The 17,737-nt window shown below is 44.2% G+C and carries 18 protein-coding genes; all 18 read left to right on the forward strand.

Annotated elements, in window-relative coordinates:
- Window positions 1-11 precede the first annotated feature (11 nt).
- The gene (gene rpe, locus ELZ47_RS01300) at window positions 12-671 is read left to right on the forward strand and encodes a ribulose-phosphate 3-epimerase (protein WP_049552868.1); all 660 of its coding nucleotides are present in this window, start codon (window positions 12-14) and stop codon (window positions 669-671) included.
- Complete coding sequence (locus ELZ47_RS01305) at window positions 664-1,296, forward strand: thiamine diphosphokinase (RefSeq protein WP_061595331.1); 633 nt, start codon at window positions 664-666, stop codon at window positions 1,294-1,296. Before rpe ends, ELZ47_RS01305 begins: the two co-directional genes overlap by 8 nt.
- Before the next feature lies 1 nt (window position 1,297).
- Window positions 1,298-2,554, forward strand: a complete 1,257-nt coding sequence (gene rmuC, locus ELZ47_RS01310) for a DNA recombination protein RmuC (RefSeq protein WP_061595330.1) — start codon at window positions 1,298-1,300, stop codon at window positions 2,552-2,554.
- A complete protein-coding gene (locus ELZ47_RS01315) occupies window positions 2,544-3,488 on the forward strand; it encodes a 3'-5' exoribonuclease YhaM family protein (protein WP_061595329.1) in 945 nt (314 codons plus the stop codon). The genes rmuC and ELZ47_RS01315 overlap by 11 nt, the downstream gene beginning before the upstream one ends.
- 92 nt (window positions 3,489-3,580) lie before the next feature.
- Window positions 3,581-4,396 (forward strand): pur operon repressor, encoded by an 816-nt coding sequence (gene purR, locus ELZ47_RS01320; RefSeq protein WP_032906175.1) that lies wholly within the window; start codon window positions 3,581-3,583, stop codon window positions 4,394-4,396.
- A gap of 21 nt (window positions 4,397-4,417) precedes the next feature.
- On the forward strand, window positions 4,418-4,882 hold the full coding sequence (locus ELZ47_RS01325) for a hypothetical protein (RefSeq protein WP_002893869.1): 465 nt from the start codon (window positions 4,418-4,420) through the stop codon (window positions 4,880-4,882).
- A gap of 215 nt (window positions 4,883-5,097) precedes the next feature.
- A complete protein-coding gene (rpsL, locus tag ELZ47_RS01335; protein WP_002893867.1) occupies window positions 5,098-5,511 on the forward strand; it encodes a 30S ribosomal protein S12 in 414 nt (137 codons plus the stop codon).
- 19 nt (window positions 5,512-5,530) lie between these two features.
- Entirely contained in the window at window positions 5,531-6,001 is a 471-nt protein-coding gene (gene rpsG / locus ELZ47_RS01340; protein ID WP_002893865.1) for a 30S ribosomal protein S7, read from the forward strand.
- Between the two features lie 243 nt (window positions 6,002-6,244).
- The gene (gene fusA / locus ELZ47_RS01345) at window positions 6,245-8,326 is read left to right on the forward strand and encodes an elongation factor G (protein ID WP_002893862.1); all 2,082 of its coding nucleotides are present in this window, start codon (window positions 6,245-6,247) and stop codon (window positions 8,324-8,326) included.
- Window positions 8,327-8,645: 319 nt separating this feature from the next.
- Entirely contained in the window at window positions 8,646-9,653 is a 1,008-nt protein-coding gene (gap, locus tag ELZ47_RS01350; protein WP_002893859.1) for a type I glyceraldehyde-3-phosphate dehydrogenase, read from the forward strand.
- Between the two features lie 352 nt (window positions 9,654-10,005).
- Window positions 10,006-11,817, forward strand: a complete 1,812-nt coding sequence (gene glmS / locus ELZ47_RS01355; protein ID WP_126435032.1) for a glutamine--fructose-6-phosphate transaminase (isomerizing) — start codon at window positions 10,006-10,008, stop codon at window positions 11,815-11,817.
- A 209-nt stretch (window positions 11,818-12,026) separates the two neighbouring features.
- Window positions 12,027-13,073: a uroporphyrinogen decarboxylase family protein gene (locus ELZ47_RS01360; protein WP_125331560.1), complete on the forward strand. Its 1,047-nt coding sequence runs from the start codon at window positions 12,027-12,029 to the stop codon at window positions 13,071-13,073.
- A 55-nt stretch (window positions 13,074-13,128) separates the two neighbouring features.
- Window positions 13,129-13,329, forward strand: coding sequence for a hypothetical protein (locus ELZ47_RS01365; RefSeq protein WP_125331562.1), 201 nt, complete (start codon window positions 13,129-13,131; stop codon window positions 13,327-13,329).
- Window positions 13,330-13,416: 87 nt separating this feature from the next.
- The gene (locus tag ELZ47_RS01370) at window positions 13,417-14,418 is read left to right on the forward strand and encodes a uroporphyrinogen decarboxylase family protein (protein WP_126435033.1); all 1,002 of its coding nucleotides are present in this window, start codon (window positions 13,417-13,419) and stop codon (window positions 14,416-14,418) included.
- A 15-nt stretch (window positions 14,419-14,433) separates the two neighbouring features.
- Window positions 14,434-15,318, forward strand: coding sequence for a transporter substrate-binding domain-containing protein (locus ELZ47_RS01375; protein ID WP_126435034.1), 885 nt, complete (start codon window positions 14,434-14,436; stop codon window positions 15,316-15,318).
- A gap of 194 nt (window positions 15,319-15,512) precedes the next feature.
- On the forward strand, window positions 15,513-16,205 hold the full coding sequence (locus tag ELZ47_RS01380; RefSeq protein ID WP_002916549.1) for an amino acid ABC transporter permease: 693 nt from the start codon (window positions 15,513-15,515) through the stop codon (window positions 16,203-16,205).
- A 3-nt stretch (window positions 16,206-16,208) separates the two neighbouring features.
- A complete protein-coding gene (locus ELZ47_RS01385) occupies window positions 16,209-16,895 on the forward strand; it encodes an amino acid ABC transporter permease (protein ID WP_125331568.1) in 687 nt (228 codons plus the stop codon).
- 12 nt (window positions 16,896-16,907) lie between these two features.
- A complete protein-coding gene (locus tag ELZ47_RS01390) occupies window positions 16,908-17,672 on the forward strand; it encodes an amino acid ABC transporter ATP-binding protein (RefSeq protein WP_002902206.1) in 765 nt (254 codons plus the stop codon).
- Window positions 17,673-17,737: the final 65 nt, after the last annotated feature.

Here is a 17,737-nt window from a genome sequence, read left to right on the forward strand (position 1 = left end):
GGAGAAGAACTATGACATCATTCAAAATTGCCCCTTCAATTCTAAGTGCGGACTATGCTAATTTTGAAGCAGAATTGAAGAAGTTAGAAGCGACAGGTGCTGAGTATGCCCATATCGATATTATGGATGGTCATTTTGTACCCAATATCAGCTTTGGGGCTGGGGTTGTTGCCAGTATGCGTCCTCACAGCAAGCTAGTCTTTGACTGCCATTTGATGGTTTCCAATCCTGAACATCATATCGAAGAATTCGCTCGTGCCGGTGCAGATATTATCAGCATCCATGCCGAAGCGACACCTCATATCCACGGAGCGCTGCAGAAGATTCGAGCAGCAGGAGTCAAGCCTAGTGTTGTGATTAATCCGGGAACACCAGTCGAAGCAGTCAAAAATGTCTTAAATCTGGTTGACCAAGTCCTTGTGATGACAGTTAATCCAGGATTTGGCGGCCAGGCCTTTCTGCCAGAAACCATGGATAAGATTCGTGAACTGGTGGTTCTGCGCGAAGTCAATCAGCTGAATTTTGATATTGAAGTGGATGGCGGTATTGACGATAAGACTATTGGGATTGCTAAAGAAGCTGGCGCCAATGTCTTCGTGGCTGGTAGCTATGTTTTCAAGGGTGATGTCAATCATCAAGTTCAGACCTTACGGGATGCCCTGCATGACTAAGGTTGCACTGTTTGCTGGTGGGAACTTGGAGCATTTTAGCTTGGATTTTGATGTGTTGGTCGGAGTAGACCGCGGGAGCCTCTTTCTGCTTGAGCAAGGAGTTTGTCCGGATTTGGCTGTCGGGGATTTTGACTCTGTGAGCAAGGAAGAATTGCTGCGCATAAAAGATAGAGCGAAGGAAGTCGTTCAGGCCCATCCTGAAAAGGATGATACGGACTTGGAGTTAGCTGTTCTGGCTTGTTTTGAACGGTATCCAGATGCCCGTTTGACCATTTTCGGCGCCTTTGGGGGCCGTCTGGATCATGCCTTGGCCAATGTCTTCCTGCCCAGTAATGAAAAAATTGCACCTTATATGGAGAAGATTTTTCTGGAAGATGAGCAGAATCTGCTGACCTATGTTCCCAAGGGGCGCCATGAAATCAAACCAGTACCTGGCATGCGCTATCTGGCCTTTCTGCCATCGGATGACGTTGACCTAACGATTGAGGGCGCCAAATATCCGCTCAATAAAGATAACTTTTTTTTCAAAAAAGTATATGCTTCTAACGAATTTATAGATAGGCCCATTTATTTGGACTTTGATAGCGGATATACAGTCGTCATTTACAGCAAAGACAGGAGCTGATATGGAGTTTATAATTATCCTCATTCTTTTGGGAAACCTAGTGCTGACCTTTCTCCTATGGCAAAAGCTTAGTCAGCAGACCGAGACGCTAAAGCAAGTCTTGGAAAATCAGGCAGATCATCTATCGGATCAGTTGGACTATCGCTTGGAGCAAGAAAGCCAGAAAAAGCAAACGGCTCAGAAAGAGCTGGAATTAGCTCTGGGAGACCGTTTGAGCGAGGTCAGGACAGATTTGCACCGCAACTTGACAGAGCTGCGCTTGGAAATCAGTGACAACCTGACCAAGAATCGGGATAAAACTGACGAGCGTATGCGGCAGATCCAAGAGTCCAATGAAACCCGTTTAGAACAGATGCGGCAGACCGTGGAAGAAAAACTGGAGAAAACACTTCAGACTCGTCTTCAGACTTCTTTTGAGACCGTTTCTAAGCAGTTGGAGTCTGTCAATCGCGGTCTGGGAGAAATGCAGAGTGTTGCTCGAGATGTCGGCACGCTGAACAAGGTTCTTTCCAACACCAAGACCCGAGGGATTCTAGGGGAGCTGCAGCTTGGTCAGATTATCGAGGACATCATGACGGCCAGTCAGTATGAGCGAGAGTTTGTGACGGTGGCCGGTTCCAGTGAGCGTGTCGAATATGCTATTAAACTGCCGGGACAGACAGAGCATGAATATGTCTATCTGCCTATTGATTCTAAGTTTCCTCTGGCTGATTACTACCGTTTGGAAGATGCTTATGAGTCTGGTAGCAAGGAAGAGATTGAGCTCTATCGCAAGTCTCTCTTAGCAAGTGTTAAACGCTTTGCCAAGGATATTAAGAGTAAATATCTGGCACCACCAGCTACGACCAATTTTGGAATTATGTTTCTGCCAACGGAAGGTCTCTATTCGGAAGTTGTCCGCAATCCAGCCTTTTTTGACAGTTTGCGACGTGAGGAGCAGATTGTGGTAGCGGGACCATCAACCCTATCTGCCTTGCTCAATTCACTGTCTGTCGGTTTTAAAACGCTCAATATCCAAAAAAGTGCGGACGACATCAGTAAGGTTCTGGGTTCTGTCAAATCCGAGTTTAATAAGTTCGGTGGCATTCTTACCAAGGCGCAGAAACATTTGCAGCATGCTTCGGGCAATATTGATGAACTCTTAACCCGTAGGACAGGAGCTATCGAAAGAACCTTACGCCATATTGAGCTGTCTGACCAAGACCTCGATTTGACCTTACTTGATTTTTCAGAAGAAAGGGAAAACAATGAAGATTAATCAAATGAAAAAAGATGAACTGTTTGAAGGTTTCTATCTGATCAAGTCAGCAGAAGTCCGTCAGACAAGGGCTGGGAAAAATTATCTGGCTTTTACCTTCCAAGACGATACTGGAGTGATCGAGGGTAAACTTTGGGATGCTCAGCCACATAATGTTGAAGAATTCACTGCTGGCAAGGTTGTGCACATGCAAGGCCGACGGGAAGTTTACAATAACACGCCCCAAGTCAATCAACTTACCCTGCGCCTTCCTAAGGCTGGAGAGCCCAATGACCCAGCAGATTTCAAGGAAAAACCGCCAGTAGACCAGAAAGAAATCCGAGACTATTTATCTCAGATGATTTTCAAGATTGAGAATTCGGTCTGGCAGCGCGTGGTGCGCTCGCTTTATAGCAAGTATGACAAGGAGTTTTATTCTTATCCAGCTGCTAAGACCAATCACCATGCTTTTGAGTCGGGTCTGGCCTTTCATACCGCTACTATGGTCAAGCTGGCAGATGCTATCGGAGACATTTATCCTCAGCTTAATAAAAGCTTGTTATTCGCAGGGATCATGCTTCATGACTTGGCCAAGGTTATTGAGCTCAGCGGTCCGGAAAATACCGAGTATACTGTGCGAGGCAATCTGATTGGTCACATTGCTTTGATTGATGAAGAATTGACCAAGACCCTGATGGAGCTGAAAATTGATGACAGCAAAGAAGAAGTAATCGTCCTGCGGCATGTGCTTCTCAGCCACCACGGTCTCTTGGAATATGGCAGTCCTGTACGACCTAAGATTATGGAGGCAGAAATTCTGCACATGATTGATAATCTGGATGCGGAAATGATGATGATGACTGCTGCCTTGGGACTTGTTGATCCAGGTCAAATGAGCAATAAAATATTCGCTCTTGAAGGTCGTTCCTTCTACAAACCAAAACTTGAACAGTAAAATACGAAAAATGGACATTACTTGGAAAAGAATGTTCGTTTTTTTGTTTCTGTTATGGTATAATGAATAAAATAACTTTAATTGGTGAAAAAATGAAATTAAGAAGAAGTGAGCGTATGGTGGTTATTTCTAATTATTTGATTAACCATCCTTATGAATTAACGAGCTTAAATACATTTGCAGAAAAATATGAATCTGCCAAATCTTCTATTTCAGAAGATATTGTCATTATTAAGCGAGCCTTTGAAGAGATTGAAATTGGGACCATTGAAACGATTACTGGTGCCGGTGGAGGAGTCATTTTCAGCCCGTCTATCTCAGATGCAGAAGCTAAGACCATTGTGCAAGGTCTTTGTGATCAGCTGTCTGAAAGTAATCGGATTCTTCCGGGGGGCTACATTTACCTATCGGACCTGCTCAGTACTCCATCCATTTTGAATAATATCGGACGGATCATTGCCAAAAGCTTTAAAGATCAACAGATTGATGCTGTCATGACGGTTGCGACTAAGGGGGTTCCTTTGGCCAATGCCGTAGCCAACGTACTTAATGTACCTTTTGTCATCGTTCGTCGGGATTTAAAGATTACAGAAGGATCGACGGTCAGTGTCAACTACGTATCGGGCTCCAGCGGAGATCGTATTGAAAAGATGTTCTTGTCCAAGCGCAGTCTCAAGGCTGGCAGTCGCGTCTTGATTGTGGATGACTTCCTCAAAGGTGGGGGAACCATTACAGGGATGATTAGCCTCTTATCTGAGTTTGACTCTGAGTTGGCAGGTGTAGCTGTCTTTGCGGACAATGCGCAGGCCAATCGCGATTATCTAGACTATAAATCGCTCTTGAAAGTAACCAATATTGATGTCAAGGCGAATACCATTGATGTGGAAATTGGAAATATATTTGATTAGGGAAAAGGGCGGAGATTATAGATGAAAACAGTTTTAGAAAAGTTTGACCACAGTCCGCTGTGGATTCGTTTAGGAGTATTGTCGATTTTATTTGGGATTCTAATTACTGGCATGATTTTTGTGCAGGGACAGTCTAATTCCAACAGGAATTCTGTTAGTTCAGCTGCCAGCATCGCATCAAGCAGCTCTTCCTTACAACTGTCTTCTGCGCAAAAAGAAGCACAGGAAAAAGAAATTCAGGAAGAGGAGCAAGCAGTTCAGGACGGAGAAGCAGCAGTTAAACAGCTTGAAACCATGCAAACTTTGGAAGATTTGCAGCTAGCTAAGACTGCAGCAGAGAAGGTCAAGGATGCAGCTACTAAGGCTAGATTCCAAAGCCGTATTCATGCAATAGCTGTCCTGATTGACCCAGAAGGGGCTCAGGCTGGTGTTTATGAAAATCCAGCTGCTGCATCAGAAGAAGCAGTAGCTCAGCCGCAGCAATAAGTTGGCAGCAATCTAATAAGCAGAGATAAGCTTAAAATAGAAAAAATGTATTGACACAAAAGTATCGTCGTGCTATAATGATAGACGGTACTTTTTACTTTTGGTCTCTCAAAAGTGTACAGAGACGTGCTGACAAATGTTGCAAAAGTACACGCAGATGGTAGCTGTCACCAAGTGTATCATCACCAAAATTAAAAAAATACAGGAGAATGTAGATGCCTACAATTAACCAATTGGTTCGCAAACCGCGTAAATCAAAAGTAGAAAAATCTAAATCACCAGCTTTGAACGTTGGTTACAACAGCCATAAAAAAGTTCAAACAAACGTATCTTCACCACAAAAACGTGGAGTTGCAACTCGTGTCGGAACTATGACACCTAAAAAACCGAACTCTGCCCTTCGTAAGTTTGCCCGTGTACGTCTGAGCAACTTGATTGAAGTTACAGCTTACATCCCAGGTATCGGACACAACCTGCAAGAGCACAGCGTGGTGCTTCTTCGTGGTGGACGTGTAAAAGACCTTCCAGGGGTACGTTACCATATCGTCCGCGGTGCACTTGATACAGCAGGTGTTACTGATCGTAAACAAGGCCGTTCTAAATACGGTACTAAAAAACCAAAAGCATAAGGAAAGGGGAGAAAGATAAATGAGTCGTAAAAACCAAGCGCCTAAGCGCGAAGTATTGCCAGATCCGCTTTACAATTCAAAATTAGTTACTCGTCTTATCAACCGCGTTATGCTTGATGGTAAGCGTGGTACAGCGGCTTCTATCGTTTACGGAGCTTTTGACCAAATCAAAGAAGCAACTGGAAACGATGCGCTGGAAGTATTTGAAACAGCTATGGAAAACATCATGCCTGTACTTGAAGTTCGTGCTCGCCGTGTCGGTGGTTCAAACTACCAAGTTCCGGTTGAAGTTCGTCCAGAACGTCGTACAACACTTGGACTTCGCTGGTTGGTAACTATTGCTCGTCAACGTGGTGAGCACACAATGGTTGACCGCCTTGCAAAAGAAATCTTGGATGCATCTAACAACACTGGTGCAGCTGTTAAGAAACGTGAAGACACTCACCGTATGGCAGAAGCTAACCGTGCCTTCGCACACTTCCGTTGGTAAGAATAAGATACTAAGGGCGTTAAAAAAGCGACTGAAAATTAGGAAAGTTTATCTATTTTCCGAGCTTTTAGCCCGAGTTCAATTGAGCTCAGTCAGCTCTTAGCTATAATTCAACTGATTGTCTCACAAGTTGAGACCAACAAAAACAAGATAAGCATTGAGAACGGGTAGGTCCTGCCTATCCGTTTTTGCTAAATAATGTTATAATAAACTGTAAAATAAATTAATAGGAGAAATAACCAAATGGCTCGCGAATTTTCACTTGAAAAAACTCGTAATATCGGTATCATGGCCCACGTCGATGCTGGTAAAACAACAACAACTGAGCGTATTCTTTACTACACTGGTAAAATCCACAAAATCGGTGAAACTCACGAAGGTGCGTCACAAATGGACTGGATGGAGCAAGAGCAAGAGCGTGGTATCACTATCACATCTGCTGCGACAACTGCTCAATGGAACAACCACCGTGTAAACATCATCGACACACCAGGACACGTGGACTTTACAATCGAAGTACAACGTTCTCTTCGTGTCTTGGATGGTGCGGTTACCGTTCTTGACTCACAATCAGGTGTTGAGCCTCAAACTGAAACAGTTTGGCGCCAAGCAACTGAGTACGGAGTTCCTCGTATCGTATTTGCTAACAAGATGGACAAGATTGGTGCTGACTTCCTTTACTCAGTAAGCACTTTGCATGATCGTCTTCAAGCAAATGCTCATCCAATCCAATTGCCAATTGGTTCAGAAGATGACTTCCGCGGAATTATCGACTTGATCAAGATGAAGGCTGAAATCTATACTAACGACCTTGGTACAGATATTTTGGAAGAAGATATCCCAGCTGAATACCTTGAGCAAGCTCAAGAATACCGTGAAAAATTGGTGGAAGCAGTTGCGGAAACTGATGAAGACTTGATGATGAAATACCTTGAAGGTGAAGAAATCACTAACGAAGAATTGAAAGCTGGTATCCGTAAAGCGACTATCAACGTTGAATTCTTCCCAGTATTGTGTGGTTCAGCCTTCAAGAACAAAGGTGTTCAATTGATGCTTGATGCAGTTATTGACTACTTGCCAAGCCCACTTGACATCCCAGCAATCAAAGGTATCAACCCAGACACTGAAGAAGAAGAAACTCGTCCTGCATCTGATGAAGAGCCATTTGCAGCTCTTGCCTTCAAGATTATGACTGACCCATTCGTAGGTCGTTTGACTTTCTTCCGTGTTTACTCAGGTGTCTTGAACAGCGGTTCATACGTATTGAACACTTCTAAAGGTAAACGTGAGCGTATCGGACGTATCCTGCAAATGCATGCCAACAGCCGTAACGAAATCGAAACAGTATACGCTGGTGATATCGCTGCTGCCGTAGGTTTGAAAGATACAACTACTGGTGACTCACTGACTGATGAAAAAGCTAAAATCATCCTTGAGTCTATCAACGTTCCAGAACCAGTTATCCAATTGATGGTTGAGCCTAAGTCTAAGGCTGACCAAGACAAGATGGGTATTGCCCTGCAAAAACTGGCTGAAGAAGATCCAACTTTCCGCGTTGAAACAAACGTTGAAACTGGTGAAACAGTTATCTCTGGTATGGGTGAACTTCACTTGGATGTCCTTGTTGACCGTATGCGTCGTGAGTTCAAGGTTGAAGCAAACGTAGGTGCTCCTCAAGTATCTTACCGTGAAACTTTCCGTGCTTCTACTCAAGCTCGTGGATTCTTCAAACGCCAATCTGGTGGTAAAGGTCAATTCGGTGACGTATGGATCGAGTTTACACCAAACGAAGAAGGAAAAGGCTTCGAGTTTGAAAATGCTATCGTCGGTGGTGTGGTTCCACGTGAATTCATTCCAGCGGTAGAAAAAGGTTTGGTTGAGTCAATGGCTAATGGTGTCCTTGCTGGTTACCCAATCGTTGACGTGAAAGCTAAACTTTACGATGGTTCATACCACGATGTTGACTCATCTGAAACAGCCTTCAAGGTTGCGGCTTCACTTGCATTGAAAGAAGCTGCTAAGACTGCTCAGCCTGCTATCCTTGAGCCAATGATGTTGGTAACAATCACTGTTCCTGAAGAAAACCTTGGTGACGTTATGGGGCACGTAACAGCTCGTCGTGGACGTGTTGATGGTATGGAAGCGCATGGTAACAGCCAAATCGTTCGTGCTTATGTTCCACTTGCTGAAATGTTCGGTTATGCAACAGTTCTTCGTTCAGCATCACAAGGACGCGGTACCTTCATGATGGTATTTGACCACTACGAAGATGTACCTAAGTCAGTACAAGAAGAAATCATTAAGAAAAACAAAGGTGAAGCTTAAGCTTTGAGCAAACCTTGGCACTCGCGTTTGCGGGTGCTTTTTCTATTTTGGAAAACTCGCGCTTTAATAAAAAGGGGAATCATCTATCTTGTAAGTTCTATTTCTACATTTTCAAAAGATACTGCTTTGCTTTTTCAAATCAATGAAAGTCGAAATGAAAGTTAGTGAAAGAATTCGTAATACTTGTTAATAACAATGAAATCAGTTGCATTTTACCTCAATTAAGTATATAATAGAAATGTTGAAAGGTGATTTGTAGCAACTCAAGTTACTCTTTTCACATAAAAATTTTTTGATTTTCATAAGGAGGAAATCACGAATGGTAGTTAAAGTTGGTATTAACGGTTTCGGTCGTATCGGTCGTCTTGCTTTCCGTCGTATCCAAAACGTAGAAGGTGTTGAAGTTACTCGCATCAACGACCTTACAGATCCAGTAATGCTTGCACATCTGTTGAAATATGACACAACTCAAGGTCGTTTCGATGGTACTGTTGAAGTTAAAGAAGGTGGATTCGAAGTTAACGGTAAATTCGTTAAAGTTTCTGCTGAACGTGACCCAGAACAAATTGACTGGGCTACTGACGGTGTAGAAATCGTTCTTGAAGCAACTGGTTTCTTTGCTAAGAAAGATGCTGCTGAAAAACACCTTAAAGGTGGTGCTAAGAAAGTTGTTATCACTGCTCCTGGTGGAAATGACGTTAAGACAGTTGTATTTAACACTAACCACGACGTTCTTGACGGTACTGAAACAGTTATCTCAGGTGCTTCATGTACTACAAACTGCTTGGCTCCAATGGCTAAAGCACTTCAAGACAACTTCGGTGTTGTTGAAGGATTGATGACTACTATCCACGCTTACACTGGTGACCAAATGATCCTTGACGGACCACACCGTGGTGGTGACCTTCGTCGTGCTCGTGCTGGTGCTGCAAACATCGTTCCTAACTCAACTGGTGCTGCTAAAGCTATCGGTTTGGTTATCCCAGAATTGAACGGTAAATTGGACGGATCTGCACAACGCGTTCCAACTCCAACTGGATCAGTTACTGAATTGGTTGCTGTTCTTGAAAAGAACGTAACAGTTGATGAAGTAAACGCAGCTATGAAAGCAGCAGCTAACGAATCATACGGTTACACAGAAGATCCAATCGTATCTTCAGATATCGTAGGTATGTCTTACGGTTCATTGTTCGACGCAACTCAAACTAAAGTTCTTGATGTTGACGGCAAACAATTGGTTAAAGTTGTATCATGGTACGACAACGAAATGTCATACACTGCACAACTTGTACGTACTCTTGAATACTTCGCGAAAATCGCTAAATAATTCAATGGTAAAAGAAAGAGGCTCATTTGAGTCTCTTTTTCTGTACCTTGCTTTGTGAGAATCATCAAAGACAGGGCTGTGGTATGTTGTACTTCTATTTTCCAAATTTTTAGTCATATAGAAAGTCATTTTTACTACATCTGTCCATTTTTCTAAATGCTTCAAGGGAGCTGTTTAGTGAAGAGAGAATCTAAGCATACTTTCCTTAAAGAAAACTATACCAATTTCATGCTTGACAAAGTGAAAAACTGTGTGTATACTAGCTTTGTTGGAGTTTTTAGATTCCAAGAAGACTATACCAATTTTTAATAAGAAGGGCTGGTTTCTAAGGCTAGAAACCAGAAGTAACATTATGTGTGGAATTGTCGGAGTTGTCGGAAATCGCAACGCAACAGATATTTTGATGCAGGGCTTGGAAAAGCTGGAATACCGAGGTTATGACTCAGCTGGAATTTTTGTAACAACAGGGAAAACTTCTAGTCTGATCAAGTCGGTCGGTCGTATCGCTGACCTACATGCTAAAATTGGCATTGATGTTGCTGGGACTACTGGTATCGGACATACTCGTTGGGCTACTCATGGAAAACCAAGTGAAAACAATGCCCATCCTCATACTTCACAGACCGGCCGTTTTGTCTTGGTTCATAATGGTGTGATTGAGAACTACCTTGATATTAAGAATACTTATCTAGCTGGTCATGACTTCAAGGGGCAGACAGATACAGAGATTGCAGTGCACTTGATTGGCAAATTTGCTGAAGAAGAAAGCTTGTCTCTTTTAGAAGCCTTTAAAAAAGCTCTTCACATTATACGTGGTTCTTATGCCTTTGCTTTGGTGGATTCAGAAGATGCAGATGTTATCTATGTTGCTAAAAATAAATCTCCGCTTTTAGTCGGACTGGGTGAGGGCTACAATATGGTCTGCTCAGATGCTATGGCCATGATTCGCGAGACAAGTCAGTTTATGGAAATTCATGACCAAGAGCTGGTTATCGTCCGTAAAGACAGTGTGGAAGTGCAGGATTATGACGGGCATACTCTGGAGCGTGAAAGCTATACTGCTGAGCTAGATCTGTCCGATATCGGTAAGGGGACTTATCCATACTATATGCTCAAAGAAATCGATGAGCAGCCAACTGTGATGCGTAAGCTAATCAGCGCTTATACAGATGATAAGGGGCAAGTATCGGTTGATGCGGATATTGTCAAGGCTGTTCAGGAAGCTGACCGTATCTATATCCTTGCAGCTGGAACTTCTTACCATGCTGGCTATGCTTCTAAGCGTATGCTGGAAGAGCTGACGGATACACCAGTTGAGCTGGGAATTGCCTCTGAGTGGGGCTATGCTATGCCGCTCCTTAGCAAGAAGCCTCTCTTTATCTTTATCAGCCAATCTGGTGAGACAGCTGATAGCCGCCAGGTTTTGGTGAAGGCGAATCAGATGGGTATTCCAAGTTTGACCGTGACCAATGTTCCAGGTTCTACGCTTTCTCGGGAAGCCAATCATACCATGCTGCTACATGCAGGTCCTGAAATTGCGGTTGCTTCTACTAAGGCCTATACAGCTCAAATTGCAACCTTGGCTTTCTTGGCTAAAGCTGTTGGTGATGCCAATGCTTCTGAAAAAGCGGCAGCCTTTGACTTGGTTCACGAGCTGTCCTTAGTTGCGCAGTCTATTGAGTCCACTTTGTCAGAAAAAGAGTTGATTGACAATAAGGTCCGTGGCCTTCTGGAAACAACCCGCAATGCTTTCTATATCGGCCGTGGTCAAGACTACTATGTGGCGATGGAAGCCAGCCTGAAACTCAAAGAAATTTCTTATATTCAGTGTGAAGGCTTCGCGGCTGGTGAGCTCAAACATGGTACAATCTCTCTGATTGAAGACGGGACACCAGTTTTGGCTCTGCTTTCTGATGAAGTCTTGGCTAGTCATACACGAGGCAATATTTCAGAAGTCGTAGCTCGGGGTGCCAAGGTGCTGACCATCGCTGAGGAAAATGTTACCAAAGAAGGTGACGATATCGTACTCAATCAGGTTCACCCATATCTGTCACCAATCTCTATGGTGGTACCGACACAGCTCATTGCTTACTTTGCAACCTTGCACCGTGGTCTGGATGTAGACAAACCGCGTAATCTGGCTAAGTCTGTCACTGTAGAGTAAGCGCAGCAGGGTTTACCTATAAAATTTACCTATCTCGTCTATAGAAAATATATATGGTCCTTATCTAAAAAGGGTACGAAAAATAAGGTTATTCAGCAGAGTCTGAAAAGCCTTGAAAAAGCTAGCTTAGTCTAGCTTTTTTATTTTGCTTTGATAAATATTTTTAATCAGGCTGATAGGGAAAATATATTTCCCAGGAGAAGGAGAGGATGGTAAGATATATTACAAATTCAAAGAAGGAGGAAGTAATGGTCAGCAAGAAAGAATTAGTGCTGAGAGCTTTTCGGGGTGAAGAAGTTGACCGAGTGCCTGTTGGATTCTGGTTTCACTTTGTAAGCCAAGAGGAAAAGATGCTAGGCCTGGACAATCCAGTGATTTTCAATAAAAGTGTTGAGGGGCATACTGCTTATGTTCGAGCTGCACGGCCAGACTTTGTCAAGATTATGAGCGATGGCTTCTTTAAGTATCCCAGCACGCTTTATTCGGATTATGTTGAGTCCATTCGGGACTTGTCTGCTATTCAGTCTATCGGTGAGGAACATCCTTGGATTGAGCAGCAGATTGAGATGGTGAAGGCTGTGAAAGAAAGCTATCCGGAGAACCTCGCTTCCTTCTACAATATTTTTGCGCCGGTCTCCTATCTCAAGCGCTGGTTCCGCCGGGAAGGGTCGCGAGGAGATAGAGAAATTGCAGATTTTCTGGCAGAGGATTCCGAGCTGACAAGACATATTTTAGATGTCATTGCCGGTGATATTGCTATTTTGACTAGGCGGATCATTGAGGAAGCGGGCATTGAGGGGATTTATCTCAGTACCCAGCAAATCCAAGACGGTCGGGTCGATGGGGCCAGTTATCGTCGTTATATTGAGCCTAGTACGGTTAAGGTCCTGGAAGCGGCCAATGCGGCTGGCGGTCAGAATATTCTCCACATCTGCGGCTTTGAAGGGGCCAGCAATGATTTGGAGCTGTTCAAAGACTATCCAGCTCAAGTCTTTAACTGGGCAACCCATCATGAGGGAGTCAGCTTAGCGGAAGGGCGCAGGCTCTTTGGCGGTCAGACTGTCCTGGGCGGCTTTGAAAATGGCAGAGCAGCTCTTCTAAATACGGGCAGTCGTGCAGAATTAGAGGCTGAGACCAAGCGGCTGCTGGCTGCAGCTGGCAACCAGGGAGTGATTCTAGGGGCCGACTGCACAGTACCAGATGATTTCGAAATAGAAAGACTGGACTGGATCCGTCAGGCAGCTAGTCAATTCTGACGGACTTGCTAAAGCCATAAAGGGTAATTTTCAACTCTTTCAAGGAGGAAGATAGATGAATAGGTATCAAAAAAAGCTTGCTGCTCTTGCTCTGATATTCTTGATAATAGGAACCTTTCTGAGCATCAGTCAGATTTATGCTCATCAGTCTTCAGACAAAAAAGAAGATAATTTGCAGGTGCTCAAGAAACTGCCAGAGCAGTCAACTGGATTGATGCAGCCCAATGATATCGCGGCTCTGCTCTTGTCGGATTAGAATTTTTGCTTAAATTTTAGACTAACACAATGAGAAAGCTAAAAACAACTCATTGGCTAGATAGGAATAATAGAAAAAGGAGAGAAGATGACTTCAAAAAGAGAATTAGTACTGAAAGCTTTCAGAGGAGAGCCCGTTGACCGAGTGCCAGTTGGTTTCTGGCATCATTTTACCAGCGAGGAGGAGTTGCTGGGTGGTTTTGGAAATCAGGCCATTATTGAGAAAAATCTGGCTGGTCATCAGGCTTTTCTGGCAGAAGTTGAGCCTGACTTTATCAAGCTGATGAGTGATGGTTATTTTGCCTATCCTAACGAGCGCTTGAAAAAAGTCCAATCTATCAAGGAGTTGGTAGATATTGAGCCGCTAGGTGCTGATCACCCTTGGATTAGTGAGCAGGTGGAGCTGGTTCAGAAGATTAAGGCTAGCTTTACAGAGGATTTGGTCGCTATTTACAATATTTTTGCGCCAGTGACCTACTTCAAATGGTTGGTCGGCAAGGTTGCCGGTGGAGATGACATCATTGCAGATTTCCTGGCGGAGGATGCGGCACTCACGAAGCGGGTGCTGGATGTGATTGCTCAAGATATTGCGGTTCTGACAGAGCGAATTATCAAGGAAGCTGGTGCGGATGGAATTTACCTCAGCGTTCAGAGCATTCAGGATGCGCGGGTGTCGGCTGAAGACTATAAGACTTTTATTGCTCCTAGTGAATTGTCGGTGCTGGAAGCAGCCAACGCGGCTGGCGGAGTAAATATCCTGCACATTTGCGGTTACGAAGGCGCGCGAAACGATGTTCATCTTTTCACAGATTATCCAGCTCAAGTCATCAACTGGGCAGTGGGGCCAGAAGGTATCAGCCTAGCGGAGGGACGAAAATTGTTTGGCGGTCGCACTGTTCTCGGTGGTTTTGAAAATGGCAAGGACGGCCTGCTATACACGGGCAGCCAAGTGGCTATTAAAGACGAGACCAAGCGGCTGATAGCAGAGGCTGGCAAGGAAGCTTTGATTATCGGGGCTGACTGTACTATTCCAAGTGATATTAAGGCAGAGCGGATTCAGTGGGTTCGCCAAGCAGCAAGGTTAGCATAAGAAGGAGACGAAAGAATGAGCAAGAAAAAATGGATTATTGGTGGAGCAGCAGTGATTGCTATTGTAGCAGCGACTTATTTGGGTCGGACCTTGACAGGAGCTTCATCTAGCAAGACGAGCAGCTCTGCATCAGGCACTGGCAAGGTCACAACTTTGAAAGTAGCACATACACAGAACTATGTTCCTTATGACTTTGTGGATGAAAAGGGAGAATCAGATGGCTATGAGGTTGCTGTTCTCAAGGCTATTGATGAAAAGCTGCCAGACTATCAGTTTGAATATACTGGTACTAGTGACGAGGATCTTTTAGTCGGTCTGGAATCTGGGAAATATGATATTGGAACCAAGGGAGCATGGTACACCGAAGAGCGGGCGAAGAAGTTCATCATTCCAGAAAGCCCAATCGGGGCCAGCATTATCGGTTTCACGATCCGCAAGGAAGACGCTGAAAAATTCAAGACCATTGATGATTTTGCCAAGGAAAAGGGTAAGCTGGTACCAATCTCTCCGCAGAATGCTCAATGGGCCGTTATCGAAGAGTATAACAAAAAGCATAGCGGTGCTCCTATTGATTTGACTGCAGCAGAGTCCTTCAAGGTAGCTGATGCTTATGCTTGGGTTCTGGAAGGGCGCTACGATGCTTTCTTTGACATCAAGCTGTCGTTTGAAAAAGCAGTGACGGACAAGGAAGGTTCTTACCATCAGTATGCGGATCAACTGACTTGGTTCCCTTACAAGGGGATTCCGACCTATCCCCTGCTTCATAAAAACGAAAAAAATGAAGAGTTTGCCAAGGCATACGAGAAGGCAATTAAGGAACTGGAAAAAGAAGGAACCTTGGCTAAACTATCTGAAAAGTATTTCGGAGAAGATGTCTTCTCTTATGTGGACAAGGATTAGTGGCTGTTGTCTGCTGATCATGGAAAATCAAAGACTGACTGAGAAGCTAGCTGAATAAAGAGCTGGTGGCTTCTAAGCTGACCTTGATGCTGTGTGAAGGAATTTTAAAAGAGAGAGCAAGGCTGCTCCAATCTGAAAGTGCCCGTCTAAGAGAAGCTTATTCTATCTAATCACTGTCGAAGGAGAAGAAAATTATGGTCTCGTATGACTTATCCCGTGTCTTTGGCCTGCTGCCTAGTCTGCTGCAGGCTCTGCCGACCACTTTATGGATTATGTTTGTGACAGCATTGATTGGCTCCTTGCTGGGTGGTCTGTTGGCTTGGGCTCAGATTGCTGAGGAGCAATCTTTTGCTGGTCTGGCTAGAGGATATATATTTATTCTTAGATGTACACCGCCTATTGTCTTACTTTTCTTGGTTTTTTATGGCATTCCAGAGTTTTTAGAATGGTGGCTGGGGCTGGATATCAATAATTGGTCGCGGACTGTTTTTGTTATCATCACCATGATTCTGCTCTTTGCGGCTATGATTGCGGAAGTCTTCAAGGCAGCTTATCTTGCTGTTCCCAAGGGACAGACTGAGGCAGGTCTCAGTATTGGCTTGACACCGGTGCAGACTTTTCTGCGCATCGTCCTGCCACAGGCTTTTCGCATCGCCCTGCCCAATCTGACTACTGCCCTTCTTAATCTCATGCGGGATGCTGCGCTGGCTTATACGATTGGGGCAGTTGATGTCATGGGAGCAGGACAAAATCTCATCAGCCGGAATCTGGGAAATTATTCCCTCGAAACCTATACAGCGGTGGCCTTGATTTACTGGGGGATTGCCCTAGTGGTTTCGTTGGCTTCCCAGCTTCTGGAAAAAAGTCTGACAGTCAAGGAGAGGTGAAGCATGGATTTGAATTATATTGTAAATACCTTTCTGGTAACGTTGAAAGGCATACCGGTAACCTTAATCATTATGGCGGTGGCTATTCTGCTCAGCTTTATTCCGGCTCTGCTTCTAGCTCTGGGACAGATTTATAAAGTTCGGGGTGTTCGGACTTTTTCAGTGGTTTATCTGGCCTTTATTCGTGCAACGCCTCCTATTTTGCTCATTCTCTTTTTCTATAGTCTTTTTCCAAGTTTACTGAATCAAATATTCAAAAGTCTGGGCAGTCAGGTAGACGTCTTTAAGTTCAATCCTCTTTACTATGCTTTCATTATTTATAGCCTGATGACAACAGGGAGTTTGTCGGAAATACTGCGCTCTGCCATTTTGACAGTGGATAAAGGTCAGTTGGAGGCGGCTCAAGCGATTGGTTTAACGAATTTTCAAGCTTATCGGAGAATTGTTTTTCCTCAGGCTCTGCGCTCTGCCCTGCCCAATCTGGCCAATCTGGTTATCAATCTAGTCAAGGGAACCTCGCTGGTATTTGTCATGACGGTCAAGGATATCACAGCCCTGGCTAAAATAGAGGCATCCCACTCTTACCAGTATTCAGAGTCTTACTTGGTGATTTTTGTTATTTATCTCATTATTTGTGGCTTGATTCAGTGGATATTTAGGGGCTTGGAAAAGCGCTACGCTCTTGCTTAGGAAGGAAAGATTATGTTAGAAGTAAAACATATCTCCAAACGATTTGGAGAGCACCAGGTGCTGGCAGATGTCAGTCTCAAGGTCAATCAAGGTGACGTTGTGGTTATTCTGGGACCCTCAGGCTCTGGGAAAACAACATTTCTACGCTGTCTGAATCACTTAGAAAAAGCGGATGGCGGCCAGCTGACTTTGTCTGGTAAGGACTATGATTTGGCTAAGCTTAGCAAAAAGGAGATTTTGGAAATTCGTAGAAAGACGGCCTTTGTCTTCCAGCATTATAATCTCTTTGCCAATAAAACTGCCCTTGAAAATATCTTAGAGGGCTTAGTGATAGCTCGTAAGATACCGAGGGAAGAAGCGCTTGAGATTGCGGAAGAGTCCTTGAAGCGCGTGGGACTCTTGGCCTACAAGGACTATTATCCTTCGCAGCTATCAGGCGGCCAGCAGCAGCGGATTGGGATTGCCCGTGCCATTGCTGTCAAGCCAGATGTCATCCTGCTGGATGAACCAACTTCGGCTCTAGATCCGGAACTGGTCGGCGAAGTTCTCAGCGTCATGAAACAGCTGGCTCAGGAGGGAGTGACCATGGTCGTTGTGACCCATGAGATGAGCTTTGCCCGTGATGTGGCTAACCATGTCATCTTTATGGACGGAGGTCATATCGTCGAAGAAAATCCTCCTCAGGAATTCTTCTCTAGTCCGAAGGAAGAGCGGACCAAACAGTTTCTGTCCCGCATTCTGTCAGATGCCAGCTATAGTGTAGAGTATATGATTTAAAAATCTGGATTATGTCCAGATTTTTTATTTTTGATAGATAGCTGTTATTCTTTGGCTCAATAATG

The organism is Streptococcus sanguinis (genome assembly GCF_900635155.1).
GTDB classification, from domain to species: Bacteria; Bacillota; Bacilli; order Lactobacillales; family Streptococcaceae; genus Streptococcus; species Streptococcus sanguinis_G.